Below are 15,088 nucleotides of genomic sequence, written 5' to 3'. Positions count from 1 at the left end.
AACGCGCCACCTCGAGGACCGGTCGGGCCGCGCCTGGTCGTCTGCGGCGCTACCGGTCTCGTCCCGGTCGGCCGCCGAGCCCCCACCCGCTCCCGCTCCGACCCAGCCGGCGCCGAAGCGGTAGGTGCGCAGCAGTGCACCGGCTGCCGCTGCTGGTCGCGGTCATGGCGATGGTCACCGCGGGCACGGCGTGCCCCACCTACCCGACCGCGGCGGCCGACACTGCGCTGCCGCCGTGCCCGCAGAGCCCAGCACCGATCAGCCCGCAGGCCACGTCGCCGCACTCGGACTGCCGAATGCATTCCGGCGCACTCGATTTCGCCGTCACCTACTGGTCCGTGCCCGAGTTGTCCGGGCCGGGCGCGGTGAAGGTTGTCGTGACCGATCCGTCGGGCGAGGTGGTGCAGACGATCGACGAGCTACTGGAGCCGTCGAGCCCGGGGGGCGTCGTGTTGCAGGATGTCGACGGCGACGGCCGCGACGAGCTGATCATCCCGATCGCGCGACACCCGTTCAACGGCAGCGCCAACACCCGGTTCGCGGTGTGGCGCGCGCCGGGTGACCGCAACCATTACGAACGCACCCAGATGGTCGGGCAGGCCGTCTATCCCAGCGGCGACGGCTACCTGGTGACCAACGGCGGCGCGCTGGACAGCCGGGACCTCACCTTCTACCTGCCGACCGGGGCCGGGTACACGCTCGTGGTGGTGTTGACCATCGAAGCCGAGGAGGTGGACCCGGACACGCACCGGGTGCTGACCGTCGTGTGCCGCGCCCACCAGGAAGACGGCCTGCACGCGGTGGACATGAGCCTGCGTCAGGCCGAGGAGACCTTCTGCGGGTCACCGGCCGCCAAGGCCATCTGGCCGGACGCCGAGCGCCTCCAGATCCGGCAGTGGCGCAGGGGACAGCAGTAACTACGGCGCGCAGTAGTCGCGAGCGGTCGCCAACTGCTGCCTCGCCTTGGCGAGATCGCCGGCGATTTGTTCCGGGCTTGCGGGCCGGTAGGGATCACTGGCGTCGATCTGGGACGCCAGCATGTCCGAGCGAATGCGAAGGTCGACCGCGGCCGCACTCTTCAAACCGTGCAGCGGAGCCAGAGCGTTCCGAACCTGGCTCGCCAGATAAGCCGGTGTACCGGAGGGAGACACCAGGTTGAACACGTTCTCCAGCCGATCGGCCGCCGGCACGATGACGCCGCACTCCGCGTCGACGGCGGCCGCGGCCGGCCCGGCCGTCGGGCACATCATTACCGCGGCGACCGAGACCGGCACCCAGAGAATTCGTCGACGCATTGTTCCTGCACACTAGCCCCACCACGACGGGATGAGGGCGAGACTTCGCATCAGCTGCCCCTCAGCTCCTGTGATCAGCGAAAGACCGGTCACGCTGTGCTGGCCGATGGGAAAGTTCAGATGCGGGTCCAGCATCGGCACGAAGGGGTAGGCGGTCGGCATCATCGACGGCGGCAGCCAACGGGGACCAACGGCCTTTCGAGCCGGCCCACCGCGTGGGTGAATCGATTGAGCAGACTTTCGTTTGCCTGTTGGATCGTCCGGCAAATCGGAAGTGCACCGGTCTGGTCGACCACGCTCTGCAGGGTCGGGGCGGCAGCCGCGTACGAGCTTCCGGACACGGCCAGGGCCTGCACGAACTCCCGATGAAACGTCGACGCCCGCGCGCTGAGCGCTTGATAGGTCTGCCCGTGCGACCCGAACAACGTCGCGACGGCGGCTGACACTTCATCGGCGGCGGCGGCCGTCAGGTGCGTGGTCGGCCCCACGACGGCCGCGGTGGCTTCGCTGATCCTCGACCCGATACTGGCCAGATCCGAGGAAACCGAGGCCAGCGTTTCCGGGGCCACAATGATGAATGACATCTCGCATCTCGTCCTAGGCCACGACAATCCGTTCGTGTCATGGTCCCGATGGCCGCCCGGCAACCGCTAGGGCACTTGTGCCCTCTTCCGTCAGGCGTCCATGTCGGGCGCCCACCTCGGCGGGCGTGGGTCCGGCCGGTGCGAACGCGCCGCCGCCAAGGTCGCCGCCCGCTCGCCGTTGATCGCCGTCACCGGTGGGGGCTGGCCCTTGCGCAGGGTCGTGATCAGCTCGCGGTAGGGGCCGATGATGTAGACGGTGTCGCCGGCCTTGAGTCGGGCGTCGCGGCGAGGGCGCAACCTGACCGGCCCCTCCGGTCGCGTGATCGCGATGACGCGCGTCTGCGTGGACAGTTCCACCATTCGCAGACCGTCGAGCTCGCTGCCCGGCGCCACCAGCATTCCGCCGACCATGAAGGAGCGCTGCCCCACCCAAAACGTCCCGAGCACTTGCAAACCCATCGCCGCGCCGATGAACCAGGGGGCGGCCAGGTCGACGATCGACCGCACGTTTTCGAAACCGAACCGCCGGTTCACCGCGGTGCCCAACGCCCGGCCCTGAACGCGCATGACGATCGGCACCTTGGTGTCCGATCCGAGTATCTCCAGCAGGACGATGCCGGTCTCGATGTTCGCCATGTCGTCCTGGTTCACCACCGCCACCCCGCGTGCGCGTTCGACGCGCGCCGATTCCAAGGTCTGGCGCATCGTGGGATCCCCGAAGATCACCGGCACGTCGAGGTCGGCCACGGTCGGCAGGAAGCGGTTGTTCTCGTCCGGCTCAATCACCAGGACGTCGTATCCGGCGGCGGTGAGATCGCTGACGACGCGGACGCCGATGGAACCCAGCCCCACGACGACGACGTGGTTGCGCATGTGGCGGGCCCGCAGCAGGCCGGCGGTTTTCACGAATCGGCGCGAGAGCATCAGGTCGGCGAGGAACGCGACGAGGATGGCGGTGACGATCGCGCCGCCGAACATCAACGCGACCACGTACAGTCGCAGGGCGGTGGACTGCTGGGCGAAGCTGAATTCGCCGTAGCCCACGGTCGTAATGGTCTCGGAGGTGAAGTACAGGGCGTCGAGCCACGACATCCGCGGGTTGTGATAGGTCAGGCGCATCACGGTGGTCGAGGCGAGTATCAGCAACAGCGCAAAAGCCAACGAGGGGAACAGCATCGGGTTGACGTCGTCGCGCATGGCCCGCGCGGCATCGATTGCGCGTCGGAGCCGGGAATGGCGTGAGCGCGTCCCCGTCGGGGGAGGCACCTTGATGCCACGGGCCTCCAGTTCGTCTTTGACGCCGATCATCGACGTCCAGTCCCCGGCGTAGACCCGCAGATCCCGCCCGGGGCAGGGCACCACCTCGCCGGGAGTGGGTGAGTTCTTGCCGTGGACGACCGCGACGGGCGCCAAGTCGGCGTAGATCTCGCGCAGCGTCGCGTCGTACGGCGCCTCGGCGCCCCACACGACGAATTCGATTCCCGCCGTTTCGAACTGGTGCGCGTTACGCGACAGCACGGCCTCCACGAGGGACGGTGTGGCGAGGTCGGCGACGTCCAGTATCGCGCCGGGGCCGTTGACGGCGGTGACCGCTTCCCGCAGCACGTCGTTGGCCAGCCGCGCCACCACGCGGACATTCGGACTGTACTCCCTTGCCAGTAAGGCGATTTCGAGATTCACAGCGTCGTTGGGCCCGGCGCAGACGACGGCGCGGGCCCGGTGCACCCCGGCGCCGAGCAGATCCGCGGCGGTGTTGATCCTGATAATCCGCGCGCCGGCGCCCCTGAGTTCCTCGGCGATCGTCTTCGACAGCGGATCATCGCCGCCGACGATGATCTCGCGATGAAATTGAAAGACCTCTCCCATTTCGCGGGCCGTCTCGCTCGTTTGCTACCGGGGTGGCTTCGTGGTGTGCCGCATGAATACGACTATCGGCCACGAGCCCGGGAAGTGCCACCGGAGCGGCCCGGTCTTCATGGGACGCAACAGGTTCGACTCGGGCTCGTCACGCGGACGAAATAGTTGCGGCGTAGAGAAAGCCATCGCAGCACCGCTGCCCGCGTGAAAAGCATTGCCTGAAGGAGCTTCCGTGCCCGAGACGACGCCCGACGATATCTGCAAACTCGCCAGGGACCAGGACATCGAGTATGTCGACGTCCGCTTCTGCGACCTGCCGGGGACCATGCAGCACTTCACGATTCCGATCTACGCCTTCGACGAGAACGTGTTCGAGGACGGCCTGGCCTTCGACGGCTCCTCGATTCGCGGGTTCCAGTCGATCCACGAGTCCGACATGCTGCTGCTGCCCGACCCGGAAACCGCGACGATCGACCCGTTCCGCGCCGCCAGAACGCTGAACCTGAACTTTTTCGTGCACGACCCGTTCACCCTGGAGGTGTATTCGCGCGACCCGCGCAACGTCGCGCGCAAGGCGGAGAACTACCTGATCAGCTCCGGCATCGCGGACACCGCCTACTTCGGCCCGGAAGCCGAGTTCTACATCTTCGATTCCGTCAGCTTCGACTCGCGCACGGACACCTCGTTCTACAAGGTGGACGCGAGCTCCGGGTGGTGGAACACCGGAGACGCGACCGAGGCCGACGGCAGCCCCAACCTCGGCTACAAGGTCCGCCCCAAGGGCGGGTACTTCCCGGTCGCCCCCACCGACCACTACGTCGACCTGCGCGACGAAATGCTCACCCACCTGACCAACGCCGGCTTCAGCCTGGAGAAGGGCCACCACGAGGTGGGCAGCGGCGGCCAGGCCGAGATCAACTACCAGTTCAACACTTTGCTGCACGCGGCGGACGACCATCAGATGTACAAGTACATCGTCAAGCAGACCGCATGGCAGGCCGGCAAGACGGTGACGTTCATGCCCAAGCCGCTGTTCGGCGACAACGGGTCCGGGATGCACTGCCACCAGTCGCTGTGGAAGGACGGCATTCCGCTGATGTACGACGACACCGGCTACGCCGGCCTGTCCGACACCGCCCGCCATTACATCGGCGGATTGCTCTACCACGCGCCCTCGCTGCTGGCGTTCACCAACCCCACCGTCAATTCGTACAAGCGGCTGGTGCCCGGCTACGAGGCCCCGATCAACCTGGTCTACAGCCAGCGCAACCGCTCGGCGTGCGTGCGCATCCCGATCACCGGCAACAACCCGAAGACCAAGCGGCTGGAGTTCCGTTGCCCCGATTCGTCGGGCAATCCCTATCTTTCGTTCGCGGCCCAGCTGATGGCGGGGCTGGACGGCATCAAGAACAAGATCGAGCCGCCGCCGCCGGTCGACAAGGACCTCTACGAGCTGCCCCCGGAAGAGGCGGCCGAGATCCCGCAGGCGCCCACGCAGCTGTCGGCGGTCATCGACCGGCTGGAGGAAGACAGCGAATACCTCACCGAGGGCGGGGTGTTCACCCCCGACCTGATCGAGGCGTGGATCGACTACAAGCGCGACTACGAGATCGCACCGGTCAACCTGCGGCCGACGCCGTACGAGTTTGCCCTCTACTACGACGTCTAGGGGACGTCTAGGGGACGTCTAGGGACGTCTAGGGCCGCTCGAAGTGCTGGTAGTCGACGGGAGTCGTCCAGGCGCCACCCCACCGCCAGCCGAGGTCCGTGAACACGTGAACGGCCGGGTCGCCGTCATGAAAGATCCCCGGGTCGGTGCGGCCGCGGTCCAGGTACTCCGTGGCGTTGCGCGGTTCGATCGCGCCGCTGGAGTAGACGCACGGATTGAGCAGCGGGTTGAGGTCGATGGCCCGGCCGTAGGCGTGGAGGGACCATCGATCGGTTCCGGGGATGCTTCGGCAATTGAACGCTGAGGTGTTGTCGTCCTCCATCGACAGCTCGTCATCGGCGGCCGGGTAGTGGTCGACCGCGCGGATCTTCTCGATGGGAAAGCGCAGCCGGTAAAGCCGCTCGAAGATCGCGAGGACCTCGGGCACCAGGTCTTCGTGCACGATCAGCTCGCCGCGGTGGGTCTGCCCGTCAAACCCGATGTGGTCGACGCCGACCCGCCGCAGCTGCGCGGGTTCGACGGGACAGCCGGGCCGCCAGCTCGCGCCGAGCTCTGCGACCGTCACCGGCAGGACGGTCTCCCCGGGGGCGGACGAAGCGGCGCTGCACTGAACCAGCATGACGGCGGCTGCCGCCATGCCCGCCGGAACGGCAAACCACCGGCTGCCGGACGTGAATGGGAATGGCACGGGGCACCAACTATAGGACTGCCCAGCCGATCCCGCCTACGCTGGCGGCATGCCCGGTAAGCGGTCGGCGCGAAAGGTCATTGCCGTTGGCGCCGCCCTGCTCGTGCTCGCCGCCGCTTCCGCGCCCGGCTACGTGGCGCCGTCAGCCGTCAGCGACGGGCCTCGGGCTTCGCAGGCGCCGCCGCCTCCCGCGCCGCCGCCGCCGGAGGAGCCGGCCGCACCCCCCGCGCCCGAGTTCGCAACCGTCTCCAGGCTGATGAACGACGCGATCGCGGCACGCCGGCTGCCGGGTGCGGTGGTGGTGATCGGGCACGGGGGCAAGGTCGCCTTTCACCAGGCCTACGGCTCGCGCAAGCTGGCGGGCGAACCGGGGCTGGACGGAGCGCCGGCGCCCGCCGAGCCGATGACCGAGGATACGATCTTCGACTTGGCTTCGCTGACAAAGTGTCTCGCGACGGCGACCGCCATCATGCAGCTGTACGAACAGGGCAAGGTGCAGTTCGACGATCCCGTGCAGAAGTACTTGCCGGACTTCAACGCGGCGAACGATCCTCAGCGTGCCGAGGTGACCGTCCGCATGTTGCTGACGAACACGTCGGGCGAGGGGATAGACGTAAGCCTCGGCGATCCGTGGGGACTCGACGGGTCCGACAAAGCGGAAGGCGTCCACCGTGCGCTCAGCACGCCGCTCCAGTCGGGCCCCGGCGCGGTTTTCCGGTACTCCGACATCAACTACATCCTGCTCGGCGCGCTGCTCGAGAAGGTCACGGGCGAGGCGGAGGACGACTACGTTCAGCAAAACGTCTTCGCGCCGCTCGGAATCATGCAGACCCGCTACCTTCCCGCAGCCAAAGCCTGTGGGCCACAACGGATTCGAGGGTCTGCGATCGCCTGGGCTCCCGCGCCGCCGGGACGCGAACCGGAGCCCTGTCCCGCGGGCGCATGGAGCGCCGGCCTCCTGCCGCGCATCGCGCCGACGGCGCTTGACGAGGAAAGCCGAGCCGATCCCGGCAAGAACCCCGATTACGGTTATCTGCTTCGTGGCACCGTGCATGACCCGACGGCGCGCCGCATGGGGGGAGTGGCGGGTAATGCCGGCGTGTTCGCGACGGCGCACGATGTCGGCGTCTATGCGCAGGCGCTGCTCGATCGGCTTGCGGGCCGCCCGAGCGACTTTCCGCTGCAGCCCGCGACTCTCGAACTGATGACGACGCCCCAGCAACCCGGACACACCCCCCAACAACTCAAAGCGGCGAACGAAGCCGCCCGGGCCGCCAACTATCCGGCGGTCAGGGGACAAAACCTGTTCGGGTTCGGCTGGGACATCGACACCGGATTTTCCCGGCCCCGCGGAACGGTCTTTCCCGTCGGCAGTTTCGGCAACACCGGGTTCACCGGAACCACGCTGTGGCTGGACCCCGGCTCGGACACCTATGTGGTCCTGCTCTCCAACTCGATCCATCTGCGAGGCAGCCCACCGATCTCGGATCTGCGCGGGGAGGTCGCCACCGCGGCGGCCCGGGCCCTGCGCCTCTACGGCAGCACCACACCCCCGCGCCGGTAGGAAAACCCGGGCGCTAGTTTTGCCGTGTGACCCCACCGGTTATCCAACGCTGGATCGAGATCGTCGACGGCGGCCGCACCGACGGCTTGCACGAACTGCTGGCCGAGGACGCGGTCTTCTACTCGCCGGCGGTTTTCACCCCACAAGAGGGCAGGGCCAAGGCCGCCGCCTACCTGACCGCGGCGGCGAAGCTGTTCGCCGACACCGATTTCCACTACGTCGAGCAGTGGTATTCCGACCACTCCGCCGTGCTGGAGTTCGTCGCCGACGTCGGCGGCACCCACGTGAACGGCGTCGACATGATCCACTGGAACGACGACGGCGAGATCACTTCGGTCAAGGTGATGCTGCGGCCGCTCAGGGCCCTTGAGACCGTCATCCCCGAGATGGCCAAGCTGTTGCAGCAGGGGAGCTAGCCGACCTACTTCTGCGCGCTCGGGCAATAGGCGGCGACGGCGGACTGCGCCAAATGTTCCGCGTCATCATGACTGAGCCGCTTCGGCCACCGATTACCGGCGGCGCTGTCCTGGTCCTGTGCGGACAAGATGTTGCCGACCGTCAGCTCGAGCGACTGCGGCCGCGGCGGCAACAGCAGGAAACAGGTGTGGTGGCCCAACTCCATGAACCGCTGGCGGATGGCCGCCTTGCCGTTGTCGGTGATGCCGTAGCCGTTCAGCATGGACAGGAATTGGGCGTCCGCGCCGTCGGCCGGGGACATCGCGGCCGACGAGGCGCTGATCGTCACGGTCTGCGGGCCCGGCGACATCGCCGTCTTGTCACGCGACAGGTAGACCCCCACCGAGATGAGACCGGCCAGGGCGGCCGCGGCGAAGGCCGCGGCCCCGATGAGCACCGCGGCGGGCGTCTGCTTGGAGCGACGCGTCGGCCGTGTTACGTGATGAGGCACCGATCCGGTCGGGACATCGCGGCCCTCGACAGTCATGCCCCACCCCCTGCCGGGTGTCCCCCGATAACGCCAAGTCCAATCAATATCGCACCGTTCGCATTCTGACGTTCAACGACACGTCAATCGCCGTGTCGAAGTCTGTCACGGCCGCGCCGGTCCGTACAGGCCGCCGGGCCGCGCGCCGCTTCCCGCGCCGGCTATGACCCACCGCCCACCAGGTTGCCATTTTGCGGACAGTACGCGCGAACGGAGATGCTCACGTAAGTGTCGGCGTCGAGGCCCGGATTGCTCGAATGAAAGGCGTTGACGATCTGGGGCACCGACACGCCTCGGCGGATGTCATCGCACACCATCTTGCCGTTCGAGATTGCGGCCTCGGGGTTGGCGAACGAGATGCCGTGGTCGTTCAGGTCCTGTACGTACTTGTTGTCCTGGTCCGGTGTGGAGGCGATGGACGACGGAGCGGCGGACGCCGACGGGCCCGTCGGCGCGGGCGTCGCGCCGCCCTTGGGCGTTGCCGGCCGAGGGCGGGTGGAATCCGGGCTCAACAGCCAGAAGGCAAGAATGATCGCCCCGGCCAGTGCGAGCCCCCCGACGAGCAGCGCTCCGGCCTTGCGCCAGGTGGCGCTCCAGGACTGGCGGTCGGCCGCCGGCTCGTCGGGGACGTCGTCATAGTCGCGCGCGGACGTGCGATCCGCCGCGTCCGAACCCGCGTCATTGGGTACGGCAACCGTCTCGGCACGGTTGAGCGCGAACGTCTCGTCACCAGCCGGGGACGGCTCGGCCATGACGGCCATGGTAGCGGGTCCGCGGATGGATGACGGCGGCGTCGTGGCCGGCGTGGCCGCGAAATTGCCGATGCGTGCCCCGCCGAGTAGCTGTGTTCGCGGTCAGCCCGCGGCCGCGCCGGCCTCGGTGACCCGTTCGATCGTTAGGGGCGATACGCCCAGACCGCGCAGGCAGAACCGCACCACCCGCTCGCGAATTGCGGTGCGGTCCCAAGGCTGCGTCTGCCCGTGCCGCTGCGAGCCGGCCCACACCACGCCGTGTATCGATTTCGCGGCCGTCGCCGGGACGGCGTCGTGGAACACGCCGAGTTCGAGGCCGCGCTCGATCTGCTCGACGAGCGGCTCGAGGATCGCGCCGTACGCGGGCGCAATCATTTCCGGCGACGAGACCGCTTTCGTGTGCGCGTCCATCGGCAGCCGGCGGGCGCCGTTCTCGGCGGGTTCGCCGAACGCGCGTTCCAGTCGCCCTTCGATCCAGGCGACGACCGCGTCGACCGGGTCGGCGGCGTCCGCCATCTTTGCCCTCAGTCTCTGCGTTTCGACGCGGGCCTCTTCGAGGAAGACCGCCGCGACCAACTGGTCCTTGGAATCGAAGTGCCGGTAGAACGCGCGAGTGCTCAGCTGAGCGCGCTCCAGCACGGTGGCGACGCTGAGCCCGTGGACTCCATGCTCGTGCATGGATTTGGACGCCGCGGCCACGATGGCGCACCGCACGTTGGGGTCGGGGGCGAGCTTGTTTCGCCGTTGCGATAGCGGGCCGCTCATGCGCGCCTGACCGGGCCGTCGGGGTTGCACAGACGTGTCATAAGTGCGTAGGTACCCCCTACCCCCGTCTCCGAAAACATGAATTTCAGGGTTTGCGCTTCCGCTAACGTGCGGCTTCGCCGGCGCTCAGTTGCTCGATGAGGTGGGGCGCCACGCCCAGCCCCCGCAGGCAGAATCGCACCGCCCGTCGGCGGACCTCCTCGCGGTCCCAATGGTTCGTCGCCCACTGGCGCTGCGTGCCGGCCCACACGACGCCGTGGATCGATTTCGCCGCGGTCGCCGGGATGATGTCCCTGAAGATGCCGAGCTCGAGGCCGCGCTGCAGCTGCTCGATCAACGGCTCGAGAATCGCACCGTAGGCGGGCGAGACCGCCTCGGGTGTGGAGAATGATTTCGATTGGGCCTCCAAAGACACCTGGTGCAGCTCCGCTTTGATGTCCTCATCGAACGCGAGGTCGAGCCGCCCGTCGATCCATGCGGCGACCGCTTCGACCGGGTCGGTGGCTTCTGACATCTTTGATTTCAGCCGCTGCACCTCGCTGCGCGTCATCTCGAGAAAGACCGCCGCGACCAATTGGTCCTTGGAGTCGAAGTGCCGATAGAAAGCCCGCGTGCTGAGCCGGGCTCGTTCCAACACCGTGGCAACGCTGAGGCCTCGAACCCCCTGCTCGCGAACCGATTTCGACGCGGCGTCCACAATGGCGCGGCGCACGTCGGGATCGGGTGCCAGCTTCTTCCGTCGAGGCGTGACCGTGTGGCTCAAATGGTGCTGCGGATGTGCTGCCGGATCCCCCTGTCCCGTCATAGTTAACAAAAATAATCCGTGGACAGTTCGTGCACACACGCTTTCGCAAAGCCCGCGCCGCCCACTCTTCTATTAGACGAATGCACAATTGTTTCTGTCGACACCGTCCCGGCGCACCGATCACCACTCGCGCAGGTCATGCCGGCGTCGTTCGCGGGGCGTCAAGGCTGATGCGGCAAATGCGTCTGCCGGGAACAGGTTTGCGAAGAGGGATCACGAGCCCGGACTTCTCGGCGCCGGACCGGCGGATCGTCGCTGTCTGGCAGCAGCCGTTTCGGTGAACCCTGGTTCACCCGCGAGATAGGCCCTAGGCTGCGGCCATGTCGATTGATCGGGCGGCCCTCCTGGCCGGCGGCATCCGTCTCGCGTCGGGCATTTCGTTTCTCGTCGACCCGCTCCGCGCGAACCGCTGGTGGGGCGATCCGGACGAGCCGGCGCCGACCGCGCGACTGCTGCTGCGTTCGATGGGCTACCGCGACGCCTTGATCGGCGGGCTGCTCGCTGCGGCGGCGCTGCGGGGTAGGGACACCCGCGGCTGGTTTCTGGCCTCCGGCGGCGCGGACGCGGCCGACCTGCTCGGCGGCATGAGCGTGCACGACGCGCTGAAGCCCTCGCAACGGCTGATCGGCCTGGGCGGCGCCGTGGTCGGCATCGGCGTCGGGCTCTGGGGCGCGACCCGAAGGGTCCGCGACGGGGAGAATGTGTGACGGCGATGGGAGCAAGCATGCGGTTCGGAGTCCTGACATTCGTCACCGACGAGGGGATCGGCCCCGTCGAGCTGGGCCGGGCGCTGGAGGAGCGCGAGTTCGCCTCGCTGTTCCTGGCCGAGCATTCGCACATCCCCGTCAACGCCAAGACCCCCTATCCGGGCGGTGGCCCGATTCCGCCGAAGTACTACCGCACACTGGATCCGTTCGTGGCGTTGACGGCGGCGGCGGTCGCGACCAGGGGCCTCGAGGTGGGGACCGGAATCGCGTTGATCCCGCAGCGCGATCCCATCCTGACGGCCAAGGACGTTGCGTCGCTCGATCTGGTCTCGCAGGGACGGTTTCGCTTCGGCGTGGGGGTGGGCTGGCTGCGCGAGGAGATCGCCAACCACGGCGTCGATCCGAAGGTGCGCGGGCGGATGGTCGAGGAGCGGCTTCGGGCGATGATCGAGATCTGGACCCAGGATCAGGCCGAATTCCACGGCGAATTGGTCGATTTCGATCCGATCTACAGCTGGCCGAAGCCGGTGACGCGGCCGTACCCGCCGCTGTATCTGGGCGGCGGGCCGGCGAGTTTTCCGCGCATCGCCCGGCTGAATGCCGGCTGGATCGCGATGACTCCGTCGGCTGAGGCGCTGTCGGGCCAGCTCGAGGAGTTGCGCCGCGTCGCCGACCACGACGTGCCGGTGATCAACTTTCACGGGGGCGAGCCGACTGCAAAGGAGCTGGAGGGCTACCGCACCCTCGGGTTGCAACAGGTGCTGCTGGACCTGCCCACCGAGCCCCGCGACGAGACGCTTCGGCGCCTCGACGAGTTGCAGGCGGAGCTCGCCAAACTGGCGTAGGGCCGCGCACGGTCAGCCCGCGGCGCCCTCGACCGCTGACCAGTATTTCGCTTCGCGCCCGGTGAGCTCGTTCGACGTGATGGCGCCGAAGGCGGCGGCTTCGCGCGCGAACCGGGTCGACGCCCGGGCCAACGCATCCGGGCCTTCGAGCCGAAAGCAGCTCGGTGCCAGCGGGCCGAACAGCAACGCGCGCCGCAGGTGCGGCCAGTTGTCCAGCTGTGGCTCCACCCCGGCCGCTCGGGCGAAAGTCATTGCGGCCAGGTTCATTTGGGTTTTCTGGGGTGACCCGCGTCGCGCGCGGTACCCCTTGAGCGACCTCCGCTGGTCGTCCTCATCGAGGGGCGCGATCGCGCCGCCCCACGTGTACGCGATCCACCTGGCTTGGAGTTCCAGCGGCACGAAGTATCCGCCCGACTGGTCCCACATGCCGATGAAGGCCATATTCGGGAGGTCGGGATGGAACGTGTAGCGGTCGGCGTCCAGGTGCACCGCGTCGAGGTCGAGGACGGCGCGGATGTCCTCGCTCAGGAAGGGCAGAGACAACGCGAACCCGGTGCCGAACACGATCCCGTCGAAGTCCTCGGCGTGCCCGTCCGCGAACGTCACGCACGTGCCCTCGATGGCCTTTATCCACGGCCGCACCGTGATCCGGCCCTCGGCGACCAGTGGTAGGTAATGCTGATTGAGGGTGACCCCGGCCGCGAAGAGGGACGCATCGGGCCGCGGTGCGCCGTACTGGTCGGGGCTCCCGGCCGCCTCGACGACGATCTCCTTCAGCTGCCGGTCGACCTCGGCCCTGGGCAGGCGCTCGAAGGCCAGGGCGCCGTAGCGGGTGTAGACCCGGTAGTCGGTGGGCACCCCGGCGGCGAACTTCGGCAGGACGTACCTCTGCCGCCGTTGGGTCACCACCACGCGTGCAGCGCCGAGATGGGCCAGCTCCGCGGCGATCTCGAGGGCGCTGATCGCGCAGCCCGCCACCAAGACTCGCTTGTCGCGGTACGGGCCGGCGTCGCGGTATTGGTAGCTCGAGATCGCCCCGGCCGAGCCGGCGAACGTCTCGAGGCCCGGCACGGCGGGGACCGCCGGGGCGTGGAACCTGCCGCTGGCGACCACTACCCGCGCGAAGCTCTCGTCGCCGCCGGCATGACCAACGACCCACCGTGTGCCCTGCCGCCTGACGAGGTCGACCCGCGTGTTGAGCAGAATGCGGGGGGTGAGGCCGAAGGTTTCGGCGTATCGATGCAAGTAGCCGAGGATCGCGCGATTCGGCGGGTAGACGACTTCGGTGGTGTGCTCGAGGTCGCCGAAGGCCGTCAGCGTGCGACTGCTGTTGGTGTGCATAGCCGGCCACACGCCGCTCAGGCCGGGCAGGCCCGTCCACTGCCCGCCCGGCATCGGCGCCTTGTCGAAGATCGTCGGTTCGAAGCCCTGCGACATCAACCAGCGGGCCGCGACCAGCCCGCCCGGGCCCGCCCCGATCACCGCGACGCTTGTGGTCACTAGGGAACTGTAAACGCTTCAGCTCAGGCCGATGCGGATGTCGTTGACCTGCAGGCAGTCATAGCGGTCCTCGAGGCCGCCGGTGCGGCCGAAACCTCAGGTGCCGCAGAACGTTTGGTACTTGCCGAAATCCTCCGGCGCCGGATCGGCGTAGCGCCGCAGGCCTGGTCGTTCGCGATACGGGTCGGTGACGGCGTTGAGCAGCCGCCCGAGCGGATCGAGGTCCCCGTCCGTCGCCGCGGTCAGGGCCTCCTCGACGAGGTGGTTGCGCGGGATGTAGATCGGGTTGGCGCGGTCCATCGCGTCGGCGTCCGGACCGAGGTCCCGCCAGCGCGACATCCAGGCGTCGAAGCCGGCGAGGTTGACGAAGAGTCCGCGCGCCGGTTCGGCCTCTCCCCGGGCGGCCCGACCGAGGTGGCGGAAGAAGGAGGTGTAGTCGACGTGGCTCTCCTGCAACAGGGTGAGCAGGTCGTCGACCAACCGCGTAACCGCTTGTGCCGCAACATCTCCGGACAAGCCGAGTTTGGAGCGCATGCCGGACTCCCACACGGCGTCGTAGGCCGGCCGGAACACCCCGAACGACCCCTCCGCGAGCGCGACCGCCTCCTCGACGTCGTCGGAGAGCAACGGGAGGAGCGTCTCCGCGAATCGGGCCAGGTTCCATCCGGCGACGACCGGCTGATTGCCGTAGGCGTAGCGACCCCAGAAGTCGATCGAGCTGAACACCGTCTCCGGGTCGTAGGCCTCCATGAAGGCGCAGGGGCCGTAGTCGATGGTTTCGCCGGAGATCGTCATGTTGTCGGTGTTCATCACGCCGTGGACGAACCCGATCAGCATCCAGCGGGCCACCAGCGACGCCTGGGCGGCCACCACCGCTTCGAACAGGGCGAGGTATGGCCGGTCGGCCCCGGCCGCGGCGGGATGGTGGCGCGCGATCGCATGGTCGGCCAGGCGCCGCAGCAGGCCCGGGTCGCCGAGCGACGCGGCGTACTGGAAGCTGCCGACGCGCAGGTGACTGCTCGCGACGCGGGCGAGCACGGCGCCGGGCAGCGGCGTCTCGCGCTGCACCGGGCGTCCGGTGGCCACCACGGCCAGCGATCGTGTCGTCGGGACG

15 protein-coding genes and 1 pseudogene are annotated in these 15,088 nt (G+C 68.1%); 6 read left to right on the top strand and 10 right to left on the bottom strand.

The window, feature by feature from the left end:
• Positions 1-164 precede the first annotated feature (164 nt).
• Positions 165-917, top strand: a complete 753-nt coding sequence (locus tag A5696_RS22465; RefSeq protein ID WP_067883203.1) for a hypothetical protein — start codon at positions 165-167, stop codon at positions 915-917.
• Here A5696_RS22465 and A5696_RS22460 read toward each other — a convergent pair whose 3' ends face one another.
• The 3 genes and pseudogenes from A5696_RS22460 to A5696_RS22450 all read right to left on the bottom strand — a co-directional run bounded on the left by A5696_RS22460 (position 918) and on the right by A5696_RS22450 (position 3,745).
• A complete protein-coding gene (locus A5696_RS22460) occupies positions 918-1,274 on the bottom strand; it encodes a hypothetical protein (RefSeq protein WP_231964557.1) in 357 nt (118 codons plus the stop codon).
• Between the two features lie 331 nt (positions 1,275-1,605).
• Positions 1,606-1,879: pseudogene (locus tag A5696_RS29270) on the bottom strand (PE family protein); the annotation flags it as partial.
• A gap of 90 nt (positions 1,880-1,969) precedes the next feature.
• Positions 1,970-3,745 carry an NAD-binding protein gene (locus A5696_RS22450; RefSeq protein WP_067883200.1) on the bottom strand — a complete coding sequence of 592 codons (1,776 nt, stop codon included), beginning with the start codon at positions 3,743-3,745 and terminating at the stop codon, positions 1,970-1,972.
• A gap of 223 nt (positions 3,746-3,968) precedes the next feature.
• On the opposite strand from A5696_RS22450, the gene glnA reads away from it, so the two are divergent.
• Positions 3,969-5,405, top strand: a complete 1,437-nt coding sequence (glnA, locus tag A5696_RS22445; protein WP_067883199.1) for a type I glutamate--ammonia ligase — start codon at positions 3,969-3,971, stop codon at positions 5,403-5,405.
• 28 nt (positions 5,406-5,433) lie between these two features.
• On the opposite strand, the gene A5696_RS22440 is transcribed toward glnA, so the two are convergent.
• Positions 5,434-6,024, bottom strand: coding sequence for a M15 family metallopeptidase (locus A5696_RS22440; protein WP_231964560.1), 591 nt, complete (start codon positions 6,022-6,024; stop codon positions 5,434-5,436).
• Between the two features lie 118 nt (positions 6,025-6,142).
• Here A5696_RS22440 and A5696_RS22435 point away from each other — a divergent pair, with 118 nt between their 5' ends.
• Together A5696_RS22435 and A5696_RS22430 are read left to right on the top strand one after the other, a co-directional pair.
• The gene (locus A5696_RS22435) at positions 6,143-7,657 is read left to right on the top strand and encodes a serine hydrolase (RefSeq protein WP_067883197.1); all 1,515 of its coding nucleotides are present in this window, start codon (positions 6,143-6,145) and stop codon (positions 7,655-7,657) included.
• A 26-nt stretch (positions 7,658-7,683) separates the two neighbouring features.
• Positions 7,684-8,073 (top strand): nuclear transport factor 2 family protein, encoded by a 390-nt coding sequence (locus A5696_RS22430; protein WP_067883196.1) that lies wholly within the window; start codon positions 7,684-7,686, stop codon positions 8,071-8,073.
• Positions 8,074-8,078: 5 nt separating this feature from the next.
• Here A5696_RS22430 and A5696_RS22425 read toward each other — a convergent pair whose 3' ends face one another.
• The 4 genes from A5696_RS22425 to A5696_RS22410 all read right to left on the bottom strand — a co-directional run bounded on the left by A5696_RS22425 (position 8,079) and on the right by A5696_RS22410 (position 10,922).
• The gene (locus tag A5696_RS22425) at positions 8,079-8,600 is read right to left on the bottom strand and encodes a DUF732 domain-containing protein (protein WP_082969104.1); all 522 of its coding nucleotides are present in this window, start codon (positions 8,598-8,600) and stop codon (positions 8,079-8,081) included.
• A gap of 161 nt (positions 8,601-8,761) precedes the next feature.
• On the bottom strand, positions 8,762-9,352 hold the full coding sequence (locus tag A5696_RS22420; RefSeq protein WP_231964556.1) for a DUF732 domain-containing protein: 591 nt from the start codon (positions 9,350-9,352) through the stop codon (positions 8,762-8,764).
• A gap of 102 nt (positions 9,353-9,454) precedes the next feature.
• Positions 9,455-10,117: a TetR/AcrR family transcriptional regulator gene (locus A5696_RS22415; protein WP_067883193.1), complete on the bottom strand. Its 663-nt coding sequence runs from the start codon at positions 10,115-10,117 to the stop codon at positions 9,455-9,457.
• Positions 10,118-10,220: 103 nt separating this feature from the next.
• Positions 10,221-10,922 carry a TetR/AcrR family transcriptional regulator gene (locus A5696_RS22410; RefSeq protein ID WP_082956319.1) on the bottom strand — a complete coding sequence of 234 codons (702 nt, stop codon included), beginning with the start codon at positions 10,920-10,922 and terminating at the stop codon, positions 10,221-10,223.
• A gap of 320 nt (positions 10,923-11,242) precedes the next feature.
• Here A5696_RS22410 and A5696_RS22405 point away from each other — a divergent pair, with 320 nt between their 5' ends.
• Positions 11,243-11,629 (top strand): DUF4267 domain-containing protein, encoded by a 387-nt coding sequence (locus tag A5696_RS22405; RefSeq protein ID WP_067883191.1) that lies wholly within the window; start codon positions 11,243-11,245, stop codon positions 11,627-11,629.
• Between the two features lie 17 nt (positions 11,630-11,646).
• On the top strand, positions 11,647-12,474 hold the full coding sequence (locus tag A5696_RS22400) for an LLM class F420-dependent oxidoreductase (protein ID WP_067883190.1): 828 nt from the start codon (positions 11,647-11,649) through the stop codon (positions 12,472-12,474).
• Positions 12,475-12,486: 12 nt separating this feature from the next.
• On the opposite strand, the gene A5696_RS22395 is transcribed toward A5696_RS22400, so the two are convergent.
• Both A5696_RS22395 and A5696_RS22390 read right to left on the bottom strand, forming a co-directional pair.
• Positions 12,487-13,974 carry an NAD(P)/FAD-dependent oxidoreductase gene (locus A5696_RS22395; protein WP_067883189.1) on the bottom strand — a complete coding sequence of 496 codons (1,488 nt, stop codon included), beginning with the start codon at positions 13,972-13,974 and terminating at the stop codon, positions 12,487-12,489.
• 96 nt (positions 13,975-14,070) lie between these two features.
• Positions 14,071-15,088: YdiU family protein (locus tag A5696_RS22390; RefSeq protein ID WP_067883188.1), on the bottom strand; the 1,018-nt coding region annotated here is incomplete at its 5' end.

The sequence above is a fragment of the Mycobacterium sp. E2699 genome, from assembly GCF_001666745.1.
Lineage (GTDB): Bacteria > Actinomycetota > Actinomycetes > Mycobacteriales > Mycobacteriaceae > Mycobacterium.
This window is presented reverse-complemented; position numbering and strand designations above follow the sequence as displayed.